The organism is Streptomyces sp. NPDC088915 (assembly GCF_044749825.1).
Taxonomy (GTDB): domain Bacteria; phylum Actinomycetota; class Actinomycetes; order Streptomycetales; family Streptomycetaceae; genus Streptomyces.
This window is the reverse complement of the sequence record NZ_JBIVIR010000019.1, coordinates 33,847-51,802: the sequence shown is the minus strand read 5'-3', so window position 1 is coordinate 51,802 and position 17,956 is coordinate 33,847. Positions and strand designations below refer to the sequence as shown.

The window sequence follows — 17,956 nt, the reverse complement described above, 5'->3', positions numbered from 1 at the left end:
CGCCTTGGACTTCGGACTCGTCCTGCAGACCGACCCGCCCGCCTCGCAGGTCGTCGGCCTGATGCGCCGGGCGGAGCGCAACGGCTTCCGCTACGGCTGGACCTTCGACTCCGCCGTGCTGTGGCAGGAACCCTTCGTCGTCTACAGCCAGATCCTGGAGCACACCACCAAGCTCCGCGTCGGCCCCATGGTGACCAACCCGGGCACCCGCACCTGGGAGGTCACCGCCTCCACCTTCGCCACCCTCAACGACATGTTCGGCAACCGCACGGTCTGCGGGATCGGGCGCGGCGACTCGGCGATGCGGGTCGCGGGCCGCAAGCCCAACACCCTGGCCCGCCTGGGCGAGGCCATCGACGTCATCCGCGACCTGGCGGAGGGCCGCGAGGCCGAGGTCGACGGCAACCCGATCCGCATCCCCTGGATCAAGAACGGAAAGCTGCCGGTGTGGATGGCGGCGTACGGCCCCAAGGCCCTGGCCCTCGCCGGGCAGAAGGCCGACGGCTTCATCCTCCAGCTCGCCGACCCCTTCCTCACCGAGTGGATGGTCAAGGCCGTCCGCCAGGCCGCCACCGACGCCGGCCGCGACCCCGACGCCCTCACCATCTGCGTCGCCGCCCCCGCGTACGTCGGTGACGACCTGGCCCACGCCCGGGAACAGTGCCGCTGGTTCGGCGGCATGGTCGGCAACCACGTCGCCGACCTGGTGGAGAAGTACGGCGAGCACTCGGGCATGGTCCCGGAGGAGCTCACCGCGTACATCAAGAACCGGCACGGCTACGACTACTCGCACCACGGCCGCGCCGGAAACCCCTCCACCGACTTCGTCCCCGACGGGATCGTCGACCGCTTCTGCCTCCTCGGCCCCGCCGAGGCCCACGTCGAGAAGCTGCGACGGCTCCGGGACATGGGCGTGGACCAGTTCGCGGTGTACGCGATGCACGACGCCAAGGAGTCCACGATCGACGCGTACGGCTCCGAGGTCATCCCGGCGCTCGCCCCGTAGCCCCGCGCCCCTTTCCGTAGCCCCGCGCCCCGCACGGACCCCCCATGCCCCGCACGGCTCGTTCCGTCCCCCGCCGAACGAACGAAGGGTTCCGCCGCCATGACCGCCACCTCCCCCGCGGGAAGACCCGCCATAACCGACGGCCGTGTCGAGCTCGCGCCCGGCACGGTCCCGGCCGACCCCCGCTTCGTCAACGACGACCTGCTCCCCGTCCCCGTCGAACGGCGCCGCTGGACCACGTACAACTTCACCGCCCTCTGGGTCGGCATGGCCCACAACATACCCTCCTGGATGCTCGCCTCCGGTCTCGTCGCCCTCGGCATGGACTGGAAGCAGGCCGTCCTGACGATCGCCCTGGCCAACGTGATCGTCCTCCTCCCGATGCTGCTCACCGGGCACGCCGGGCCCAAGTACGGCATCCCCTTCCCCGTCCTCGCCCGCGCCTCCTTCGGGCTGCGCGGCGCCAACCTGCCCGCGCTGATCCGCGCCGGGGTGGCCTGCGCCTGGTTCGGCATCCAGACCTGGATCGGCGGCCAGGGCGTCTTCGTCCTGCTCGACAAGGTCTTCGGCGGCTGGTCGGAGGCCTCGCGGATCGGCGGCCAGCCCTGGACCCTGTGGCTCTGCTTCGTCCTCTTCTGGGCCCTCGAACTCGCCATCATCCACCGCGGCATGGAAGCCCTGCGCCGCTTCGAGAACTGGGCCGCGCCCTTCGTCATCGTCGGCGCGCTCGTCCTCCTCGTCTGGGTCTCCGCCAAGGCCGGCGGCCTCGGCCCGCTCCTCGACCAGCCCTCGAAGCTGGGCTGGGGCGCCGACTTCTGGCCCGTCTTCTTCCCGTCCCTGATGGGCATGATCGCCTTCTGGGCCACCCTCAGCCTCAACATCCCCGACTTCACCCGCTTCGGCGCGGGCCAGCGCGCCCAGGTGTGGGGCCAGACCCTCGGCCTGCCCACCACCATGACCCTCTTCGCACTGCTCTCGGTGCTCGTCACCTCCGGCTCGCAGGCCGTGTACGGGGCGCCCGTCTGGGACCCGGTCGTCCTCGCGGCCAGGACCGACAACGTCTTCGGGCTCCTCTTCGCCCTGGTGACGGTCCTGGTGGCCACCCTGTCGGTGAACATCGCGGCGAACGTCGTCTCCCCGGCGTACGACCTCGCCCACCTCGCCCCGAAGCTGATCGGCTTCCGCACGGGCGCGCTGATCACCGGCGTCGTCGGCGTGGTCATCATGCCGTGGAAGCTCACCGCCACCCCCGAGCTCTACATCTTCACCTGGCTCGGTCTGGTCGGCGGGCTCCTCGGGACGGTCGCCGGCATCCTCATCGCCGACTACTGGCTCGTCCGCCGCACCGTCCTCGACCTCGCCGGGCTCTACCGGGCCGACGGCCCCTACTGGTACCGGGGCGGCTGGAACCCGGTCGCCGTCCTCGCCTTCGCCGTCGGCGGGGTCCTCGCCGTGGGCGGCTCCCACTCGGCCCCCGGCACCGGCCCGTTCCCCGAGGACGGCCTGATCCCCTTCCTGGAGCCGCTCGCCGACTACGGCTGGGCGGTGGGCCTCGCCGCCTCGCTGCTCCTGTACACCGCCCTCATGAGGCGCGGGACGGCAGCCCGGTCACCTGTCCGATCCAGGTGAGGTACGACCGGACGCGGGTGTTCACGGCGGGGGTGTCGGTGGCGCAGCCGCGCCCGTAGGAGACCAGGCCCACCAGGTACGGCTCCCGGGCCGCCGTGTGGACGAGGGGGCCGCCGGAGTCGTACTGGCAGGTGTCGCGGCCGGGGGCGTACGTGCAGAGCTGGGCGGGCGTCACCCGGGACATGCCCCGGGAGGCGCACGTGCGGTTGCTCATGGTGCCGAGGGTCACCGTCCGCAGGACGTCGGAGGTCGGTCCGCCGAACGAGGTGGCGCCCCAGCCGGGGGCCTCGACCTGCGTGTGGTCGAAGGTGCCGTGCGCGGACGCGCCGGGGAGGGCGACCGGGCGCACGTCCCGGCCGGACGCGACCGGCTCGGAAAGACGGATCAGCGCGATGTCGTTCCGCTGGGTCTCCGGGTCGTACTCCGGGTGCGTCAGGAACCGGGCCGGGGCCGCGAGGAGCGCGTTCGGACTGTCGTCCCCGGTGGTCAGGTCGTGGTCGCCGAGCAGCACCCCCACCCGCGCCGTGCTGCCGTACGAGCCCGTCAGGCAGTGCGCGGCGGTCAGCACGTACCGGTCGCCGATCAGCGCCCCGCCGCACATCACCCGGTGCTCCCTCAGGTCCACGAGCCCCGCCATGAACGGATACTGGTGCGGCCGGGCCTCCCGGCCGCCGACGACCGCGTGCGCCGGTGCGATCCCGAGCGGGCCCGCGCCCATCACCGCACCCGCGACCGCGGCCACGAGCTTCCGCGCCCATCCCATGGAGAACTCCGAACCGTCGACACCGTCTTCCCCGGGGCCGGCCGTGTGCAAAGACGTTTCCTCCGCACGCCCACCGGCCCGCGTCGGCATCAACGAACCGGACGCGCTCCGGTCACCCGGGCACGATGACCGGACTGGCGTTCGGGCGGGGTCCGGTGGTGTCCGGACGGGCCCGGCGGTGTCCTTACGGAGCGGGCTACGGCACCCGGGCCGTCCACTCCTCCGTGCCGAACTTGGACGCCACGAGCTCCTCCGCCCGCGTCAGCTCCTCCTCCGTGAGCCGGTCCTCCGACAGGCCGTACCGGTTCCGGAAGGAGGCGATCATCCGCTCGATCACCGCCTCGCGCGGCAGGCCCGTCTGGCGCCGCAGCGGGTCCACCCGCTTCTTCGCGCTCTTCGTGCCCTTGTCGGAGAGCTTCTCCCGGCCGATGCGGAGCACCTCCGTCATCTTGTCCGCGTCGATGTCGTACGCCATCGTCACGTGGTGCAGCACCGCGCCCCCGCCCGTGACGACCCGCTTCTGCGCGGCGCCCGCGATCTTCCCGGCGTCCGTGGCGATGTCGTTGAGCGGCTGGTACCAGGCCCGGACCCCCATGTCGCCGAGCGCGCCGAGCACCCAGTCGTCCAGGTAGGCGTAGCTGTCGACGAAGGACAGGCCCTGCACCAGGGCGTCGGGGACGGAGAGCGAGTACGTGATGGTGTTGCCCGGCTCGATGAACATGGCCCCGCCGCCGCTGATCCGCCGCACCACCCGGATCCCGTGCCGCTCGGCCGCCTCCGGGTCGACCTCGTTGCGCAGGGACTGGAAGCTGCCGATCACCACCGCCGGGGCGCCCCACTCCCACACCCGCAGGGTCGGCGGGCGGCGGCCGGCCGCCACCTCGGCCGTCAGGACCTCGTCGAGCGCCATGTGCAGGGCGGGGGACCGCGGCGGCTCGTGGATCAACCGCCAGTCGTAGTCGGTCCAGTCCGTGGCGTGGGCGAGGGCGCGGCGGACCGCGATCCCGACCCCCTCCGACGTCAGCCCGAACATGTGCGTGCCCGGCGGCAGCGCCGCGTCGATCCGCGCCGCGAGCCCGGCGGCGTCGGTGTCGGCCGGCGCGCCCTCCAGGGCCCGGTCGATCGCGAGGATCGCCTCGTCGGGCTCCAGGAAGAAGTCCCCCGCGACCCGGACGTTCCGCAGGACGCCGTCCTCGGCGTCGAGGTCGACGACCACCAGCTTTCCGCCCGGGACCTTGTACTCGCCGTGCACGGGCTCCTCCTGCGGGTAAGGGATGAACTCGGCCAAAGGGTACTCCCCGGGGAAACGCCCGGTGACGGATGCGCCGTACCGTTCGTCAGAGCGGCGTGCTTGGCTGGACGCATGATCGAAGACTTCCTTGAGCACGTCCTCGCCGGCGGTACGACCGAGGTGGAGGAGGCGGTCCGCAAGGCCGCCGCCGCCGAGGTCATGCCGCGCTTCCGGCAGCTCGCCGCCCACGAGATCGTCGAGAAGAACGGCCCGCACGACCTGGTCACCGTCGCCGACCGGGCCGCCGAGGCCCACCTCACCGCCTCCCTCACCGCGCTCCTCCCCGGCTCCGTGGTCGTCGGCGAGGAGGCCGTCCACGCCGACCCGGCGGTCTACGACGCGCTGGGCGGCGACGCGCCCGTGTGGATCGTCGACCCCGTCGACGGCACCCGCCAGTTCGTCCACGGCGACCCCGCCTTCTGCACCCTCGTCGCCCTCGCCCGGCACGGCGAGGTCCTCGCCTCCTGGACGTACGCGCCCGCACTGGAGCAGATGGCCGTCGCGGTCCGCGGCCGCGGCGCCACGCTGAACGGAGAACCGCTGCGCTCCGGCTCGCCCGCGCCCGGCGAGGTCCTGGAGGTCGCCTCCTCGCACCCCGACTACACCACCCCGGAGCAGAAGCGCGCCCTGCTCGGCCTGGACACCGACGGCGTCCGGCCCCGCCCCTGCGGCTCCGCCGGACTCGAGTACCTCGCCGTGGCGCGCGGGGCGCTCTCCGGGGTCGCCTTCTCCTGGGAGTACGCGTGGGACCACGCGGCCGGACTCCTCCTGGTCGCCGAGGCGGGCGGCACGGACACCACCGTCTCCGGGGAACCCTTCCGCGTCACTGGGGGCAACGCGCTGCCGTTCACCGCGGCCCGCGACGCGGCGACCGCCGAGCGGATACGGACCCTCCTCGGGGGGCGGTGAGACCGCCGCACCCGGCCCCCTATCCTGAGAACCCGGCCACCGGCTGACGAAGGAGCCCGCAGGTGACGCACAGGACGCCGATGCTCGACGCCGTCGTCGTGGGGGCGGGGCCCAACGGACTGACCGCCGCCGTCGAACTGGCCCGCAGGGGCCTCTCCGTGGCCGTCTTCGAGGCGAAGTCCACCGTCGGCGGCGGCGCCAGGACCGAGGAGCTCACCCTCCCCGGCTTCCGGCACGACCCCTGCTCCGCCGTGCACCCCCTCGGCGCCGGCTCGCCCGTCTTCAAGACCATGCCGCTCGACCGGTACGGCCTGGAGTGGCTCCACCCCGAACTGCCCATGGCCCACCCCTGGGACGACGGCACCGCCGCCGTCCTCTCCCGCTCCGTCGCCGAGACCGCCGCCTCCTTCGGACCGCGCGACGCCGGGGCGTACCGCAGGCTCGTCGCCCCCTTCCTCGGCAAGTGGGACACCCTGGCGGCGGACTTCATGCAGCTCCCGCTCACCGCGCTGCCCCGCGACCCGGTCACCCTCGCCCGCTTCGGCCTCGCCGGACTGCCGCCCTCCACCTGGCTGATGCGCCGCTTCCGGGACGAGAAGGCCCGCGCGCTCCTCGCCGGGCTCGTCGGCCACGTCATCGCCCCGCTCGACGGCCTCGCCACCGGCGCCGTCGGCCTCGTCTTCGCGCTCGCCGCCCACGCCGGCGGCTGGCCGCTGCCCCGGGGCGGCTCGCAGTCGATCTCCGACGCCCTCGCCGCGTACCTGAAGGACCTCGGCGGCGCCGTCCACACCGACTTCGAGGTCAAGCGCCTCGACGACCTGCCGCCGGCCCGCGCCTACGTCTTCGACACCTCGCCCACCGCCCTCGCCCGCATCGCCGGCCTCGGCGGCCACTACGACCACTACCGGTACGGCGCCGCCGTCTTCAAGGTCGACTACGCGCTCGACGGGCCCGTGCCGTGGACCGCCGAGGAGCCCCGGCGCGCCGGGACCGTCCAGATCGGCCCCACCGCCGGGGAGATCGGCACCGCCCTGAACCAGGCCTCCTCCGGCACCGCCCCCGACGCCCCCTTCCTCATCACCGCCCAGCCCAGCCTCGTCGACCCCTCCCGCGCCCCCGGGGGCAAGCACGTCTTCTGGGCGTACGGGCACGTGCCCAACAACTGGCGCGGCGACCTCACCGGGGCGATCGAGCGCCAGATCGAGCGCTTCGCCCCCGGCTTCCGCGACCGCGTCCTGGCCCGCGCCACCGCCGGACCCGCCGAACTCGTCGCGCACAACGCCAACTACGTCGGCGGCGACATCGCCTGCGGCGCCGCCCGCGGCCTCCAGCTCCTGCTGCGCCCCACCCTGTCGCTGCGCCCCTACGACACACCGCACCCCGCGGTCTTCCTCTGCTCCTCCGCCACCCCGCCCGGCCCCGGCGTGCACGGCATGTCCGGACACAACGCGGCGAAGGCGGTCTGGCGGCGCCTGCGCGCCTCCGCCCGCGAAAATTAGACTGGCCCCCATGGCCAAGTACTTCGACGTGCACCCCGACAACCCGCAGCCGCGCACCATCTCCGCGGTGGCCGACAGCATCCGGAACGGGGCGCTCGTCGCGTACCCGACCGACTCCTGCTACGCGCTCGGCACCCGCATGGGCAGCCGCGACGGCATCGGCCGCATCCGGGCGATCCGCGACCTCGACGACCGGCACCACTTCACCCTCATGTGCAGGGACTTCGCCCAGCTCGGGCAGCTCGTGCACATCGACAACGACGTCTTCCGCGCCGTCAAGGCGGCCACCCCCGGTCCGTACACCTTCATCCTGCCCGGCACCAAGGAGGTGCCGCGCCAGCTCCTCCACCCCAAGAAGAAGACGGTCGGCGTCCGCATCCCCGACCACGTCGCCACCCAGGCCCTCCTCGCCGAACTCGGCGAGCCGCTGCTCTCCAGCACCCTGCTCCTGCCCGACGAGGACGAGCCGCTGACCCAGGGCTGGGAGATCAAGGAGCGGCTCGACCACCAGGTCGACGCGGTCCTCGACTCCGGCGACTGCGGCACCGAACCCACCACCGTCGTCGACTTCTCCAGCGGCGAGCCCGAGATCGTCCGCCGGGGAGCGGGGGACACCACCCGCTTCGAGTAGCGGGCCCCGGGCCCCCAGGCCCCGTGCCCAGGCCCCCGGGGCCCGGCCGGCGGATCGGCACCGGACGGACCCCGGCCCGGACGGCCATGTCGTTTTTCCGCCAGCCCCGGCGCCGTCCGCCCCCGATCATGGATCCATGCACACCGACACCGAGCGCTGCGTGCGGGCGGTCCGGTCGAAGGACGCCCGCTTCGACGGCGTGTTCTTCACCGCCGTCCGCACCACCCGGATCTACTGCCGGCCGAGCTGCCCGGTCGCCCCGCCCAAGCCCGAGAACATGGAGTTCCACCCCAGCGCCGCCTCCTGCCAGCGCGCCGGCTTCCGGGCCTGCAAGCGGTGCCGGCCCGACACCAGCCCCGGCTCCCCCCAGTGGAACGTCCGGGCCGACGCCGTCGCCCGCGCGATGCGGCTCATCCAGGACGGCGTCGTCGACCGCGAGGGCGTCCCCGGGCTCGCCCGGCGGCTCGGCTGGTCCACCCGCCAGATCGAGCGCCAGCTCCTCGCCGAACTCGGCGCCGGACCCCTCGCCCTGGCCCGCGCCCAGCGCGCCCAGACCGCCCGGGTCCTCGTCGAGACGACCCCGATGCCCCTGGGCGAGGTCGCCTTCGCCGCCGGGTTCTCCTCCATCCGCGCCTTCAACGAGACCGTTCGCGAGGTCTTCGCCCTCACCCCCGGCGAGCTGCGCGCCCGCGCCGCCCGCCCGGCAGGCAGGCAGGCCCCCGCCTCCGGCGCGATCACCCTCCGGCTGCCGTTCCGCGCCCCCCTCGAACCCTCCAACCTCTTCGGCCACCTCGCCGCCACCGCCGTCCCCGGCGTCGAGGAGTGGCGGGACGGCGCCTACCGCCGGACCCTGAACCTCCCGTACGGGCACGGCACCGTCGCCCTCGCCCCGCGCGCCGACCACATCGCCTGCCGGCTCTCCCTCACCGACCCGCGCGACCTCACCGGCGCCATCAGCCGCTGCCGCCGGCTCCTCGACCTCGACGCCGACCCCGTCGCCGTCGACGAGCGGCTGCGCGCCGACCCGCTGCTCGCCCCCCTCGTCGACGCGGCCCCCGGCCGCCGGGTGCCCGGCTCCGTCGACCCCGCCGAGTTCGCCGTACGGGCCGTCCTCGGCCAGCAGGTCTCCACCGCCGCCGCCCGCACCCACGCCGCCCGGCTCGTCGCCGCCCACGGCACCCCGGTCGACGACCCCGAGGGCGGCCTCACCCACCTCTTCCCGGAGCCCGGGGCGCTCGCCGCCCTCGACCCCGAGACGCTGGCCCTGCCCCGCAGCCGCCGCACCACCCTGCTCACCCTGGTCCGCGCCCTCGCCGACGGCTCGCTGCCCCTCGGCCCCGCCGACGACCGCGAGGAGGCCCGCGCCCGGCTGCTCGCCCTGCCCGGCTTCGGCCCCTGGACCACGGAGATCATCGCCATGCGGGCCCTCGGCGACCCCGACGCCTTCCTCCCCGGCGACCTCGGCGTCCGCCGCGCCGCCGAAGGCCTCGGCCTGCCCGCCACCCCGGCCGCGCTGACCGCCCGCGCCGCGCACTGGCGCCCCTGGCGCGCCTACGCCGTCCAGTACCTCTGGGCCACCGACACCCACCCGATCAACCACCTGCCCTCCTGAGGAGGTCACCCCGTGCCCACCGTCCGGCACACCGTCGTCGACAGCCCGTACGAGCCGCTGACCCTCGTCGCCGTCGACGGCGTCCTCAGCCGCGTCCACATGACCGGCCAGCGCCACCGCCCGCCCGAGGAGACCTTCGGCGAGCCCGACCCGCGCCCCTTCGGAGAGGCGGTCCGCCAGCTCGACGCCTACTTCGCCGGCGAACTCACCGCGTTCGACCTGCCCCTGCACCTGGTCGGCACCCCGTTCCAGCTCCGCGTCTGGGAACGCCTGAGCCTCATCCCGTACGGGGAGACCCGGACGTACGGCGAACTCGCCGAGGAGCTGGGGAGCCCCGGCGCCTCCCGCGCCGTCGGCCTGGCCAACGGCAAGAACCCCGTCAGCATCGTCGTCCCCTGCCACCGGGTGATCGGCGCCGGCGGCGGCCTCACCGGCTACGGCGGCGGCCTCGACCGCAAGCAGCGGCTCCTGGCCTTCGAGTCGGGGGCGAAGGAGCCCGACGCCCTGTTCTGAACCCGGTGTCCTCCCGCCGCCCGGGTGTTAGGTTCCCGGCATGGCCAAGGTGAACATCGCGCTCGACGCCGAACTCGTCGTGGAAGTCATGGTCCTCGGGGGGATCAACAACCCGCAGGACGCCGTCGAGGCGGTCGTCCGCGACTACATCGCCCGCGGCCACCGCACCGAGGCCCGCACCGCCGGCCGCGACGAACCGGTGCGCACCGGCGAGATCGTCCCGCCGGAACCGCAGCAGGGCTGAGGCCGCCGGCCCTCGCCGCGCGCCGCAGTGCGGGGTGGCGGTCGCCGCCCCGCCCGGTTCCGTACGCGTGCGACCCTCCTATGGTGCGGAATATCCGCACATCAGGGGGGTGGCACGGCGTCCGGCGGTCCGGATAGGGTCGGCGGCGGCGCGACTGCACGTTCGAAAGCAAGGGATGCAAGGTGACGGACGGAGCAGCAACGGTCGCTCGCGTGCTCGTGGCGGCCGACAAGTTCAAGGGTTCGCTCACGGCCGTGGAGGTCGCGCAGCGGGTCACGGCGGGTCTGCGACGGGTCGTCCCGGACCTGGAGGTGGAGACGCTCCCCGTCGCGGACGGCGGCGACGGCACCGTCGCGGCGGCCGTCGCGGCCGGGTTCGAGCGCCACGAGGCGACGGTGACGGGACCGGTCGGCGAACCGGTCACCGCCGCGTTCGCGCTGCGCGGCACCACCGCGGTCGTCGAGATGGCGGAGGCCTCCGGACTCCAGCTCCTCCCGGCCGGCGAGTTCGCCCCGCTCACCGCGACCACGTACGGCTCCGGCGAACTGCTCCGCGCCGCCCTGGACGCCGGTGCCACCACCGTCGTCTTCGGCGTCGGCGGCAGCGCCACCACCGACGGCGGCGCCGGCATGCTCGCCGCGCTCGGCGCCCGCTTCCTCGACGCGTCCGGCGAGCCCGTCGGCCCCGGCGGCGCGGCCCTCGCGGACCTGGCCACGGCCGACCTCACCGGCCTCGACCCCCGCTTCGCCGAGGTCGACCTGATCCTCGCGAGCGACGTCGACAACCCGCTCACCGGCCCCAAGGGCGCCCCCGCCGTCTACGGCCCGCAGAAGGGCGCCACCCCCGACGACGTCCGGACCCTCGACGCGGCCCTCGCCCACTACGCCACCGTCCTGGAGAAGGCCGTCGGCCCCAAGGCGGCCGAGGCCGCCCTCGCGCCCGGCGCGGGCGGCGCCGGCGGCATCGGCTACGGCGCCCTCATCCTGGGCGCGAGCTTCCGCCCCGGCATCGAGCTGATGCTGGAGGTCCTCGGCTTCGCCCCCGCCCTGGAGCGCGCCACCCTCGTCATCACCGGCGAGGGCTCCCTCGACGAGCAGACCCTCCACGGCAAGGCCCCGGCGGGCGTCGCCGCCGCGGCCCGCGCGGCCGGCAAGGAGGTCGTCGCGGTCTGCGGCCGCCTCGCCCTCCCCGCCGAGGCCCTGGGGAGGGCCGGGATCCGCCGCGCCTACCCCCTCACCGCCCTGGAGCCGGACCCCGCGAAGTCCATGGCGAACGCGGGCCCGCTCCTGGAGGAGGCGGCGGCGGACATCGCCCGGGACTTCCTGAGCTGACCCCCGGGCCGGAGGGGTACGGAGACGGGCCCGGTCAGCCCGGCCCCGTCAGCCGGAACGCGTCGAGCGCCAGCGTCATCTCCGTGAGGTCCCGCGGGCGCGAGAGCGACCGCGACGTGAGCTGTTCGAGCCGCCGCAGCCGGTTGAAGACCGTGTTGCGGTGGCAGTACAGGCGCCCGGCCGCCCGCCCCGCCGACCCCTCGCACTCCAGCCACGCGTCCAGCGTCTCCAGGAGCACCGCCCGGTCCGCCGGATCCAGCTCCAGGAGACCGCCCAGGACGTCCGAGACCAGCAGGCTCGCCATCTCCGGCTGGCCCACCACCAGCGCCCCCGTCATCCGCCGGTCGAGCCGCACGATCCGCCGGCTGCCCGGCGGACACGTGCGCAGCGCCAGCTCCGCGAGCCGGCGCGCCCGGCCCAGCTCGGTCAGGCCCACCACCACCGGACTGATCCCGCCCGGCCCCGGACACCGCCCGTCGAGCAGCTCCGACAGCGCGTCCAGACCGGTGTCACCGGCGAGCGCGGCCACCCCCAGCTCGCAGTCCGCGCCCATCCGCCACAGGAACCGCACCCCCTCGCCCTGCACCTGCCGGTGGAACGCCTCCCGCTCCTCCCGCCGGTCGTAGCGCAGCACCACCACCGCGTACCGCCCCTGCTCCGCCAGGTCCAGGCCCGCCGCCGCCCGCGCCACCAGCTCGGGGGAGCGCTGCCCCTGGAGCAGCGCGTCCAGGAGCGCCTGCAACTGCTCGTCCGTACGGCTGCGCAGCTCCAGCTCCGTCTCCCGGTACGCCTCCGACGCCGTGTCCGCCTGCGCGTCCACCGCCGACCACACCGTCGTCGCCGACTGCATCAGGGCCGCAAGGCGGACCGCGTCCGCCCCCGCCCCCTCGATCAGCGCGTCCCACACCAGGTGCCCGGCGTGCCGGTAGGCGTGCACGACCAGTTCGAGCGGCATGCCCTGCGCGGCCCGCCGCCGGCCCATCCCGTCGGCGTGCTCCAGGTCCCGCCGGGGCGAGTTCCGGGGCGCCGAGATCATCTCGATCCCGATCCGCATCGCCTCGTGGGCCTCCTGCCAGTGCTGGTCGTACGGCAGGATCCGCCCGTAGGCGGGCTCGTACGCGTGGAGTTCCCTCAGATGCTCGTCCACCAGCTCCGGCACCCGCTCCAGAAGCTCCGTGCACGCCCGCGCGAGCACCTTCCAGTCGTCACCGGTCCGCCGTCTGCGCCGTCCCATGCCGGGAGGATCCCCCGCCCCCGCCCCCTTCGCACACCCCCTGACGCGCACCGTTGTGCCCGTGCACAGCCCTCCGCCGCGCCCGCTGGTCACCGGCAGCGATTCGGCCGCCGGGCGTGGACGCGCGGTCCGGTGCGGTGCTGGGGTGAGCGCCACCGAACGGCCGGGCCGACGTGCGCGGCCCGGGAAGGGGGAACCATGGGAGGTACCGCACCCGCCCTGGAGGTCACGGACCTGACGGCGGGATACGGACCGGTGCGCGCGCTGCGGCGGGTGTCGCTGACCGTGCCCGCGGGCGCCGTCGTCACCGTCCTCGGCGGCAACGGAGCCGGCAAGTCCACCCTGCTGCGGGCGGTCTCGCGCACCCTGCGGTTCCACGGCGGCGCCGTGGTCTCCGGCACGGTGCGCCGCGACGGCCGGCCGCTCGACGGACTGCCGCCCGACCGGGTCGTCGCCGCCGGCGTCTCCCAGGTGCCCGAGGGCCGCCAGGTCTTCGCCCGGATGACGGTCGAGGACAACCTGCGGGCCGGGGCGCTCGGCCGGCGCGGCGGCCGGGCCTCCCGGGCCGCCGCCCTCCGCCGGGTCCACGAGCTCTTCCCGGTCCTCGCCGAGCGCGCCCGCCGGCCGGCCGGGCTGCTCTCCGGCGGCGAACAGCAGATGCTCGCCGTCGGCCGCGCCCTGATGGCCGCCCCGGGCCTGCTCCTCCTGGACGAACCCTCCCTCGGCCTCGCCCCGCTGATGGCGGCCCGGATCGCGGACGCCGTCCGCGAGATCAACGCCCGGGGGACGGCGGTGCTCCTCGTCGAGCAGAACGCGGCGCTCGCGCTGCGGCTCGCCTCCCTCGCGTACGTCCTGGAGGTCGGCGAGGTCACCCTCTCCGGCCCCGCCGCCGCACTCGCCGCCTCCGACGAGGTGCGCCGCCGCTACCTGGGCGTGGTCGACGAGGACGCCGCCGCCGACGCGGCCCGCGCCGCCACCGCCCACCCGGTCCTGACCCGCTGGGAGGAACCCCGATGAGACCGCAGCCACCGCAGCCCCCACCGGCGGGAACCGGTCCGGAACCCGCACCGGCCCCCGGCACCGCGCCCGCGCCCGGCACCGCCCCCGGCGCCGCGCCCGCCCCCGGCGCCGCGCCCGCCCCCGGCGCTTCCGACGTCCCCGCCCTCCACGTCCGCGACCTGACCGTCCGGTTCGCCGGGCTCACCGCCCTCGACGCCGTCGGCTTCACCGTCCGGCCCGGCACCGTCCACGCCCTCATCGGCCCCAACGGCGCCGGCAAGTCCACCTGCTTCAACGTGCTCTCCGGCGTCCACCGCGCCACCTCCGGCTCCGTCCGCCTCGGGGAGCGCGAGCTGACCGGCCTGCCCCCGCACCGGATCGCGGCCCTCGGCGTCGGCCGGACCTTCCAGAACCTGGCCCTGCCGTCCCGCGCCACCGTCGAGGACAGCCTCATGCTCGGCCGCCACCGGCTCACCCGCACCGGCTTCCTCGCCGCCGGGCTCCGGCTGCCCTCCGCCGCCCGCGAGGAGGCCCGGCACCGGGCCAGGGTCCGGGAGATCGCCGCCTTCGTCGGCGTGGAGCGGGAGCTCGCCAGACCCGCGGGCTCCCTCCCGTACGGACAGCAGAAGCTCGCCGAACTCGCCCGCGCCCTCTGCACGGAACCCCGTCTCCTGCTCCTCGACGAGCCCGTCGCCGGGATGACCGCCGACGAGCGGCGCCGCACCGCCTCCGTCATCGCCGGGGTCCGCGACGGCCTCGGCATCTCGGTCCTCCTCGTCGAGCACGACATGGGCCTGGTGATGCGGCTCGCCGACTCCGTCACCGTCCTCGACTTCGGCCGCCGGATCGCCGACGGGACGCCCGCCGACGTGCAGAACGACCCGGCGGTCGTCCGCGCCTACCTCGGAGAGGAGCCCGCCGCGTGAGCACCTTCGCGGAGTTCCTGATCAACGGCGTCTCCCTGGGATCGGTCTACGCCCTCGTCGCCCTCGGCTTCGTCGTCATCTTCCGCGCCACCGAGGTCGTCAACTTCGCCCACGCGTCCCTCCTCCTGGCCGGCGGTTACGTCACCGCCGTCCTCCACGACGAGATCGGCTTCTGGCCCGCCCTGCTCGCCGGGATCGCGGGCGCGGCGGTGGTCGGCGCGGCCGTCGAGTTCCTGGTCGTGCGCCGCCACCGGGGCTCCGACCACAGCGTCCTCGCGATCGTCACCATCGGCGTCGACATCCTGCTCGCCACCGAGCTGACCCGCCGGATCGGCACCGACATCCTCGCCCTCGGCGACCCCTGGGGCGACGCCGTCGTCACCGTCGGACCGGTCACGATCGCCCAGACCCGGATCGCCGCCCTCCTCGCGGCGGCCCTCCTCATCACCGCCTTCCTGCTCGCCTTCCGGTACACCTCCTGGGGCGTCGCCATGCGGGCCGCCGCCGAGAGCCAGGAGACCGCCGCCCTCATGGGCATCCGGCTCGGCCGGGTCTCGCTCGGCGCCTGGGCGGTCGCGGGCGGCCTCGCCGCGGTCGCCGCGCTCTTCCTCACCGTCTTCCCGACCCCCGGCCTGGAACGGGCCACCTCGCTCGCCGCCCTCAAGGCCTTCCCGGCCGCGATCCTCGGCGGCCTCGACTCCACCACGGGCGCCCTCGTCGGCGGCCTCCTCGTCGGCGTCACCGAGTCCCTCGCCACCGGCTACCAGGGCGACCTGGCGTTCCTCGGCCGGGGGATCGGCGACCTCGCCCCGTACCTCGTCATGGTCGCGGTGCTCCTGATCCGCCCCTCCGGCCTCTTCGGCACGAAGGAGCCCGCCCGTGTCTGAGCCCCCCGCCCGCCCGGCGGTCCGGGGAGTCCGGTCCGCGTCCGAGGCCCCGCACGCCCCGGCGGCACGAAGGAGCCCGCCCGTGTCCGAGCCCCCCGCCCGCGCCCGCCTCCGGATCCGCCCCGCGCTGTACGGAGGGGCCGCCGCCGGCCTCGTCCTGCTCGTCCCGCCCTTCTACCTGGACCGCTTCTGGCTCCAGGCCGGCCTGTTCGCCATGGCCGCCGCCCTCGGCGCCCTCGGGATCAACCTGCTGACCGGCGCCACCGGCCAGCTCTCCATGGGCCACGCCTTCTTCCTCGCCGTCGGCGCCTACGGCTACTGCGCCTTCGCCGGGGACGGCGCCGACGGCCTCGCCGGGCTCGGGCTGCCCGGCTGGCTCGCCGCCGTCCTCGCGGTCGCCCTCGCGGGCCTGGCGGGCGGGGTGTTCAGCCCCATCGCGGGACGCCTGCACGGCGCGTACCTCGGCATCGCCACCCTCGCCCTGATCTTCATCGGCCAGCACGTCCTCTTCAACGCCCACCACCTCACCGGCGGCTACAACGGCCGGGCCGTCCCCCCGCTCTCCCTCCTCGGCCTCACCTTCGACGACACCGAACTGCTCGTCGCCCAGGTCCCCTTCGGGGCCGTCGAGAAGCTCTGGTACCTCGGACTCGCGCTGCTCCTCGGCGGGGTGCTCTTCGCCCGGGGAGTCCTCCGGGGCCGCCCAGGGCGCGCCATGAACGCCATCCGCGACCACCGGATCGCCGCCGGCGTCCTGGGCGTCCCCGTGGCCCGCCACCGCGCCGCCGTCTTCGTCCTGTCCTCCATGTACGCGGGCCTGGCCGGCGTCCTGCTCGCCCTGGTCTTCCAGCGGACCGTCCCGGAGTACTTCGGCATGGCGCTCTCCCTGGAGTACCTGGCCATGATCGTCATCGGCGGCCTCGGCTCGGTCGCGGGGGCGGTCGCCGGAGGCGTCTTCGTCTCCCTCCTGCCCCAGCTCCTCACCCGCTACGGCGACGCCCTGCCCCTGGTCTCCGCCCCCGGGACGGGCGGGATCGCACCGGGGGAGGCCGCCCGCTACCTGTACGGCGCCGCCGTCGTCGCGGTGGTGCTGTTCCTGCCCGGCGGCCTGGCCCGCCTCGCCGCCCGGACGCCCGGGGCCGCCACGGCACCCGAGACGTCCACGGCACCCGAGACCTCCACGTCCACCGAACCCCCGGGAGAGACACGATGAACCACAGACGACAGGCCGTGCGGGGCCTGGCCGCCGCGCTCGCCGCACTGGTCGCCCTCACCGCCGCCGGATGCAGCTCCAAGGCGACGACCGGCGACGGAAAGCAGACCGGCGCGGGCGGGGTGAAGACCGGAAAGGGCGTCACCGACGAGACGATCACGCTCGGCGCGCTCACCGACATGACCGGCGTGTACGCCACCCTCGGCAAGAGCGTCACCCGGGCCCAGCAGCTCTACGTGAAGCAGGTCAACGCCGCCGGCGGGATCTGCGGCCGGAAGCTGGAGCTCACGGTCCGCGACCACGGCTACGACCCGCAGAAGGCGCTCGCCGCCTACACCGAGCTGGAGCCCGGGGTCGTCGGCTACGCCCAGTTCATCGGCTCCCCGTTCGTCGCCGCCGTCAAGCAGCGCGTCGACGCCCGGGACAAGGGCCTCGTCCTCCCGCAGGCCTGGTCGGCCTCGCTGCTCGGCTCCCCGTACATCCGCGTCCTGGGCTCCACGTACGACGTCGAGACGATCAACGCCGTCGACTTCCTCCTGAAGGAGAAGGGCCTCAGGGCCGGGGACCGGCTCGGCCACGTCTACTTCGAGGGCGACTACGGCGAGAACGCCCTCAAGGGCTCGAAGTACGCGGCGGAGAAGGCCGGCCTGACCGTCGTCGAGCAGAGGATCAAGCCCACCGACAACGACATGTCCGCGCAGGTCGCCGCGCTCAAGCAGGCCGGGGTCAAGGCCGTCGTCGTCAGCGCCGGCCCCCGCCAGGCCGCCTCCCTCGTCGGCGTCGCCGCCGCCACCGGCCTGAAGGTCCCGGTCATCGGCAACAACTCGGCCTTCGCCCCGCAGCTCCTCGGCACCCAGGCCGGACCCGCCCTGGAGAAGACGTACTGGTTCGCCTCCCCGAGCCTCCCCGTCGGCGCGGACACCCCGGTCGCGAAGAAACTGGTGGCGGACTACCGGGCCGCCTACCCGGGCGAGGCCCTCGACAACGGCATCGTCGCCGGCTGGACCGCCGCGAGCGTCTTCGGCGAGGCCCTGAAGAAGGCCTGCGCCGGCAAGGACCTCACCCGCGAGGGCGTCGGAAGGGCGCTGCTCACCCTGACCGCCCACGACGCCGGCTTCGGCATGACCCACGACCTCGGCGACCCGGAGGCGCCCTCGTCCCGCGAGTCCGTCATCATCCAGCCCGACAAGTCCGTCCCCGGCGGCATGCGCACGGTCCGGCGGCCCTTCGTCTCGGACGCGGCGAAGAGCTACACCCCGTAGACCGTCG

General features: G+C 74.8%; 17 protein-coding genes. 14 read left to right on the top strand and 3 right to left on the bottom strand.

From position 1 onward, the window contains the following. The first annotated feature begins 4 nt into the window (after window positions 1-4). Both ACIP5O_RS30140 and ACIP5O_RS30135 read left to right on the top strand, forming a co-directional pair. Window positions 5-1,006: a TIGR03842 family LLM class F420-dependent oxidoreductase gene (locus ACIP5O_RS30140; RefSeq protein ID WP_401298826.1), complete on the top strand. Its 1,002-nt coding sequence runs from the start codon at window positions 5-7 to the stop codon at window positions 1,004-1,006. A 99-nt stretch (window positions 1,007-1,105) separates the two neighbouring features. Continuing rightward, window positions 1,106-2,635, top strand: a complete 1,530-nt coding sequence (locus ACIP5O_RS30135; protein WP_401298823.1) for an NCS1 family nucleobase:cation symporter-1 — start codon at window positions 1,106-1,108, stop codon at window positions 2,633-2,635. On the opposite strand, the gene ACIP5O_RS30130 is transcribed toward ACIP5O_RS30135, so the two are convergent. After that, a complete protein-coding gene (locus ACIP5O_RS30130; RefSeq protein WP_401298821.1) occupies window positions 2,589-3,398 on the bottom strand; it encodes a serine protease in 810 nt (269 codons plus the stop codon). The genes ACIP5O_RS30135 and ACIP5O_RS30130 overlap by 47 nt on opposite strands. 196 nt (window positions 3,399-3,594) lie before the next feature. Continuing rightward, window positions 3,595-4,650 carry a biotin/lipoate A/B protein ligase family protein gene (locus tag ACIP5O_RS30125; protein WP_401299081.1) on the bottom strand — a complete coding sequence of 352 codons (1,056 nt, stop codon included), beginning with the start codon at window positions 4,648-4,650 and terminating at the stop codon, window positions 3,595-3,597. Window positions 4,651-4,761: 111 nt separating this feature from the next. Between ACIP5O_RS30125 and ACIP5O_RS30120 the strand changes: the two genes are divergently transcribed. From ACIP5O_RS30120 to ACIP5O_RS30090, 7 genes are all read left to right on the top strand, one after another. Next, window positions 4,762-5,598, top strand: a complete 837-nt coding sequence (locus tag ACIP5O_RS30120) for an inositol monophosphatase family protein (protein WP_401298818.1) — start codon at window positions 4,762-4,764, stop codon at window positions 5,596-5,598. An 80-nt stretch (window positions 5,599-5,678) separates the two neighbouring features. Beyond that, entirely contained in the window at window positions 5,679-7,097 is a 1,419-nt protein-coding gene (locus tag ACIP5O_RS30115) for a phytoene desaturase family protein (RefSeq protein WP_401299079.1), read from the top strand. Window positions 7,098-7,107: 10 nt separating this feature from the next. Next, the gene (locus ACIP5O_RS30110) at window positions 7,108-7,728 is read left to right on the top strand and encodes an L-threonylcarbamoyladenylate synthase (protein WP_356548848.1); all 621 of its coding nucleotides are present in this window, start codon (window positions 7,108-7,110) and stop codon (window positions 7,726-7,728) included. Between the two features lie 136 nt (window positions 7,729-7,864). Beyond that, a complete protein-coding gene (locus tag ACIP5O_RS30105; RefSeq protein WP_401298814.1) occupies window positions 7,865-9,340 on the top strand; it encodes an AlkA N-terminal domain-containing protein in 1,476 nt (491 codons plus the stop codon). Between the two features lie 12 nt (window positions 9,341-9,352). Further along, window positions 9,353-9,853 (top strand): methylated-DNA--[protein]-cysteine S-methyltransferase, encoded by a 501-nt coding sequence (locus tag ACIP5O_RS30100; RefSeq protein ID WP_401298812.1) that lies wholly within the window; start codon window positions 9,353-9,355, stop codon window positions 9,851-9,853. 40 nt (window positions 9,854-9,893) lie between these two features. Continuing rightward, a complete protein-coding gene (locus ACIP5O_RS30095; protein WP_356548851.1) occupies window positions 9,894-10,097 on the top strand; it encodes a type II toxin-antitoxin system VapB family antitoxin in 204 nt (67 codons plus the stop codon). A gap of 182 nt (window positions 10,098-10,279) precedes the next feature. After that, window positions 10,280-11,428, top strand: coding sequence for a glycerate kinase (locus tag ACIP5O_RS30090; RefSeq protein WP_401298809.1), 1,149 nt, complete (start codon window positions 10,280-10,282; stop codon window positions 11,426-11,428). A 34-nt stretch (window positions 11,429-11,462) separates the two neighbouring features. On the opposite strand, the gene ACIP5O_RS30085 is transcribed toward ACIP5O_RS30090, so the two are convergent. Continuing rightward, entirely contained in the window at window positions 11,463-12,662 is a 1,200-nt protein-coding gene (locus tag ACIP5O_RS30085; RefSeq protein WP_401298807.1) for a PucR family transcriptional regulator, read from the bottom strand. Between the two features lie 198 nt (window positions 12,663-12,860). Between ACIP5O_RS30085 and ACIP5O_RS30080 the strand changes: the two genes are divergently transcribed. The 5 genes from ACIP5O_RS30080 to ACIP5O_RS30060 all read left to right on the top strand — a co-directional run bounded on the left by ACIP5O_RS30080 (window position 12,861) and on the right by ACIP5O_RS30060 (window position 17,949). Next, window positions 12,861-13,679, top strand: coding sequence for an ABC transporter ATP-binding protein (locus ACIP5O_RS30080; RefSeq protein WP_401298804.1), 819 nt, complete (start codon window positions 12,861-12,863; stop codon window positions 13,677-13,679). Continuing rightward, entirely contained in the window at window positions 13,676-14,587 is a 912-nt protein-coding gene (locus ACIP5O_RS30075) for an ABC transporter ATP-binding protein (RefSeq protein WP_401298801.1), read from the top strand. Before ACIP5O_RS30080 ends, ACIP5O_RS30075 begins: the two co-directional genes overlap by 4 nt. Beyond that, window positions 14,584-15,474: a branched-chain amino acid ABC transporter permease gene (locus ACIP5O_RS30070; protein WP_401298798.1), complete on the top strand. Its 891-nt coding sequence runs from the start codon at window positions 14,584-14,586 to the stop codon at window positions 15,472-15,474. Before ACIP5O_RS30075 ends, ACIP5O_RS30070 begins: the two co-directional genes overlap by 4 nt. Window positions 15,475-15,556: 82 nt before the next feature. Beyond that, window positions 15,557-16,687: a branched-chain amino acid ABC transporter permease gene (locus tag ACIP5O_RS30065; protein WP_401298795.1), complete on the top strand. Its 1,131-nt coding sequence runs from the start codon at window positions 15,557-15,559 to the stop codon at window positions 16,685-16,687. Further along, window positions 16,684-17,949, top strand: coding sequence for an ABC transporter substrate-binding protein (locus tag ACIP5O_RS30060; RefSeq protein ID WP_401298792.1), 1,266 nt, complete (start codon window positions 16,684-16,686; stop codon window positions 17,947-17,949). Before ACIP5O_RS30065 ends, ACIP5O_RS30060 begins: the two co-directional genes overlap by 4 nt. The last annotated feature ends 7 nt before the right edge of the window (window positions 17,950-17,956 follow it).

Excerpts from the sequence above, each read along its gene's own strand:
- ACIP5O_RS30135 (WP_401298823.1), top strand. The coding sequence starts at position 1,106 with ATGACCGCCACCTCCCCCGCGGGAAGACCCGCCATAACCGACGGCCGT.
- ACIP5O_RS30130 (WP_401298821.1), bottom strand. The coding sequence starts at position 3,398 with ATGGGATGGGCGCGGAAGCTCGTGGCCGCGGTCGCGGGTGCGGTGATG.
- ACIP5O_RS30120 (WP_401298818.1), top strand. The coding sequence starts at position 4,762 with ATGATCGAAGACTTCCTTGAGCACGTCCTCGCCGGCGGTACGACCGAG.
- ACIP5O_RS30115 (WP_401299079.1), top strand. The coding sequence starts at position 5,679 with ATGCTCGACGCCGTCGTCGTGGGGGCGGGGCCCAACGGACTGACCGCC.
- ACIP5O_RS30110 (WP_356548848.1), top strand. The coding sequence starts at position 7,108 with ATGGCCAAGTACTTCGACGTGCACCCCGACAACCCGCAGCCGCGCACC.
- ACIP5O_RS30105 (WP_401298814.1), top strand. The coding sequence starts at position 7,865 with ATGCACACCGACACCGAGCGCTGCGTGCGGGCGGTCCGGTCGAAGGAC.
- ACIP5O_RS30095 (WP_356548851.1), top strand. The coding sequence starts at position 9,894 with ATGGCCAAGGTGAACATCGCGCTCGACGCCGAACTCGTCGTGGAAGTC.
- ACIP5O_RS30085 (WP_401298807.1), bottom strand. The coding sequence starts at position 12,662 with ATGGGACGGCGCAGACGGCGGACCGGTGACGACTGGAAGGTGCTCGCG.
- ACIP5O_RS30080 (WP_401298804.1), top strand. The coding sequence starts at position 12,861 with ATGGGAGGTACCGCACCCGCCCTGGAGGTCACGGACCTGACGGCGGGA.
- ACIP5O_RS30075 (WP_401298801.1), top strand. The coding sequence starts at position 13,676 with ATGAGACCGCAGCCACCGCAGCCCCCACCGGCGGGAACCGGTCCGGAA.
- ACIP5O_RS30060 (WP_401298792.1), top strand. The coding sequence starts at position 16,684 with ATGAACCACAGACGACAGGCCGTGCGGGGCCTGGCCGCCGCGCTCGCC.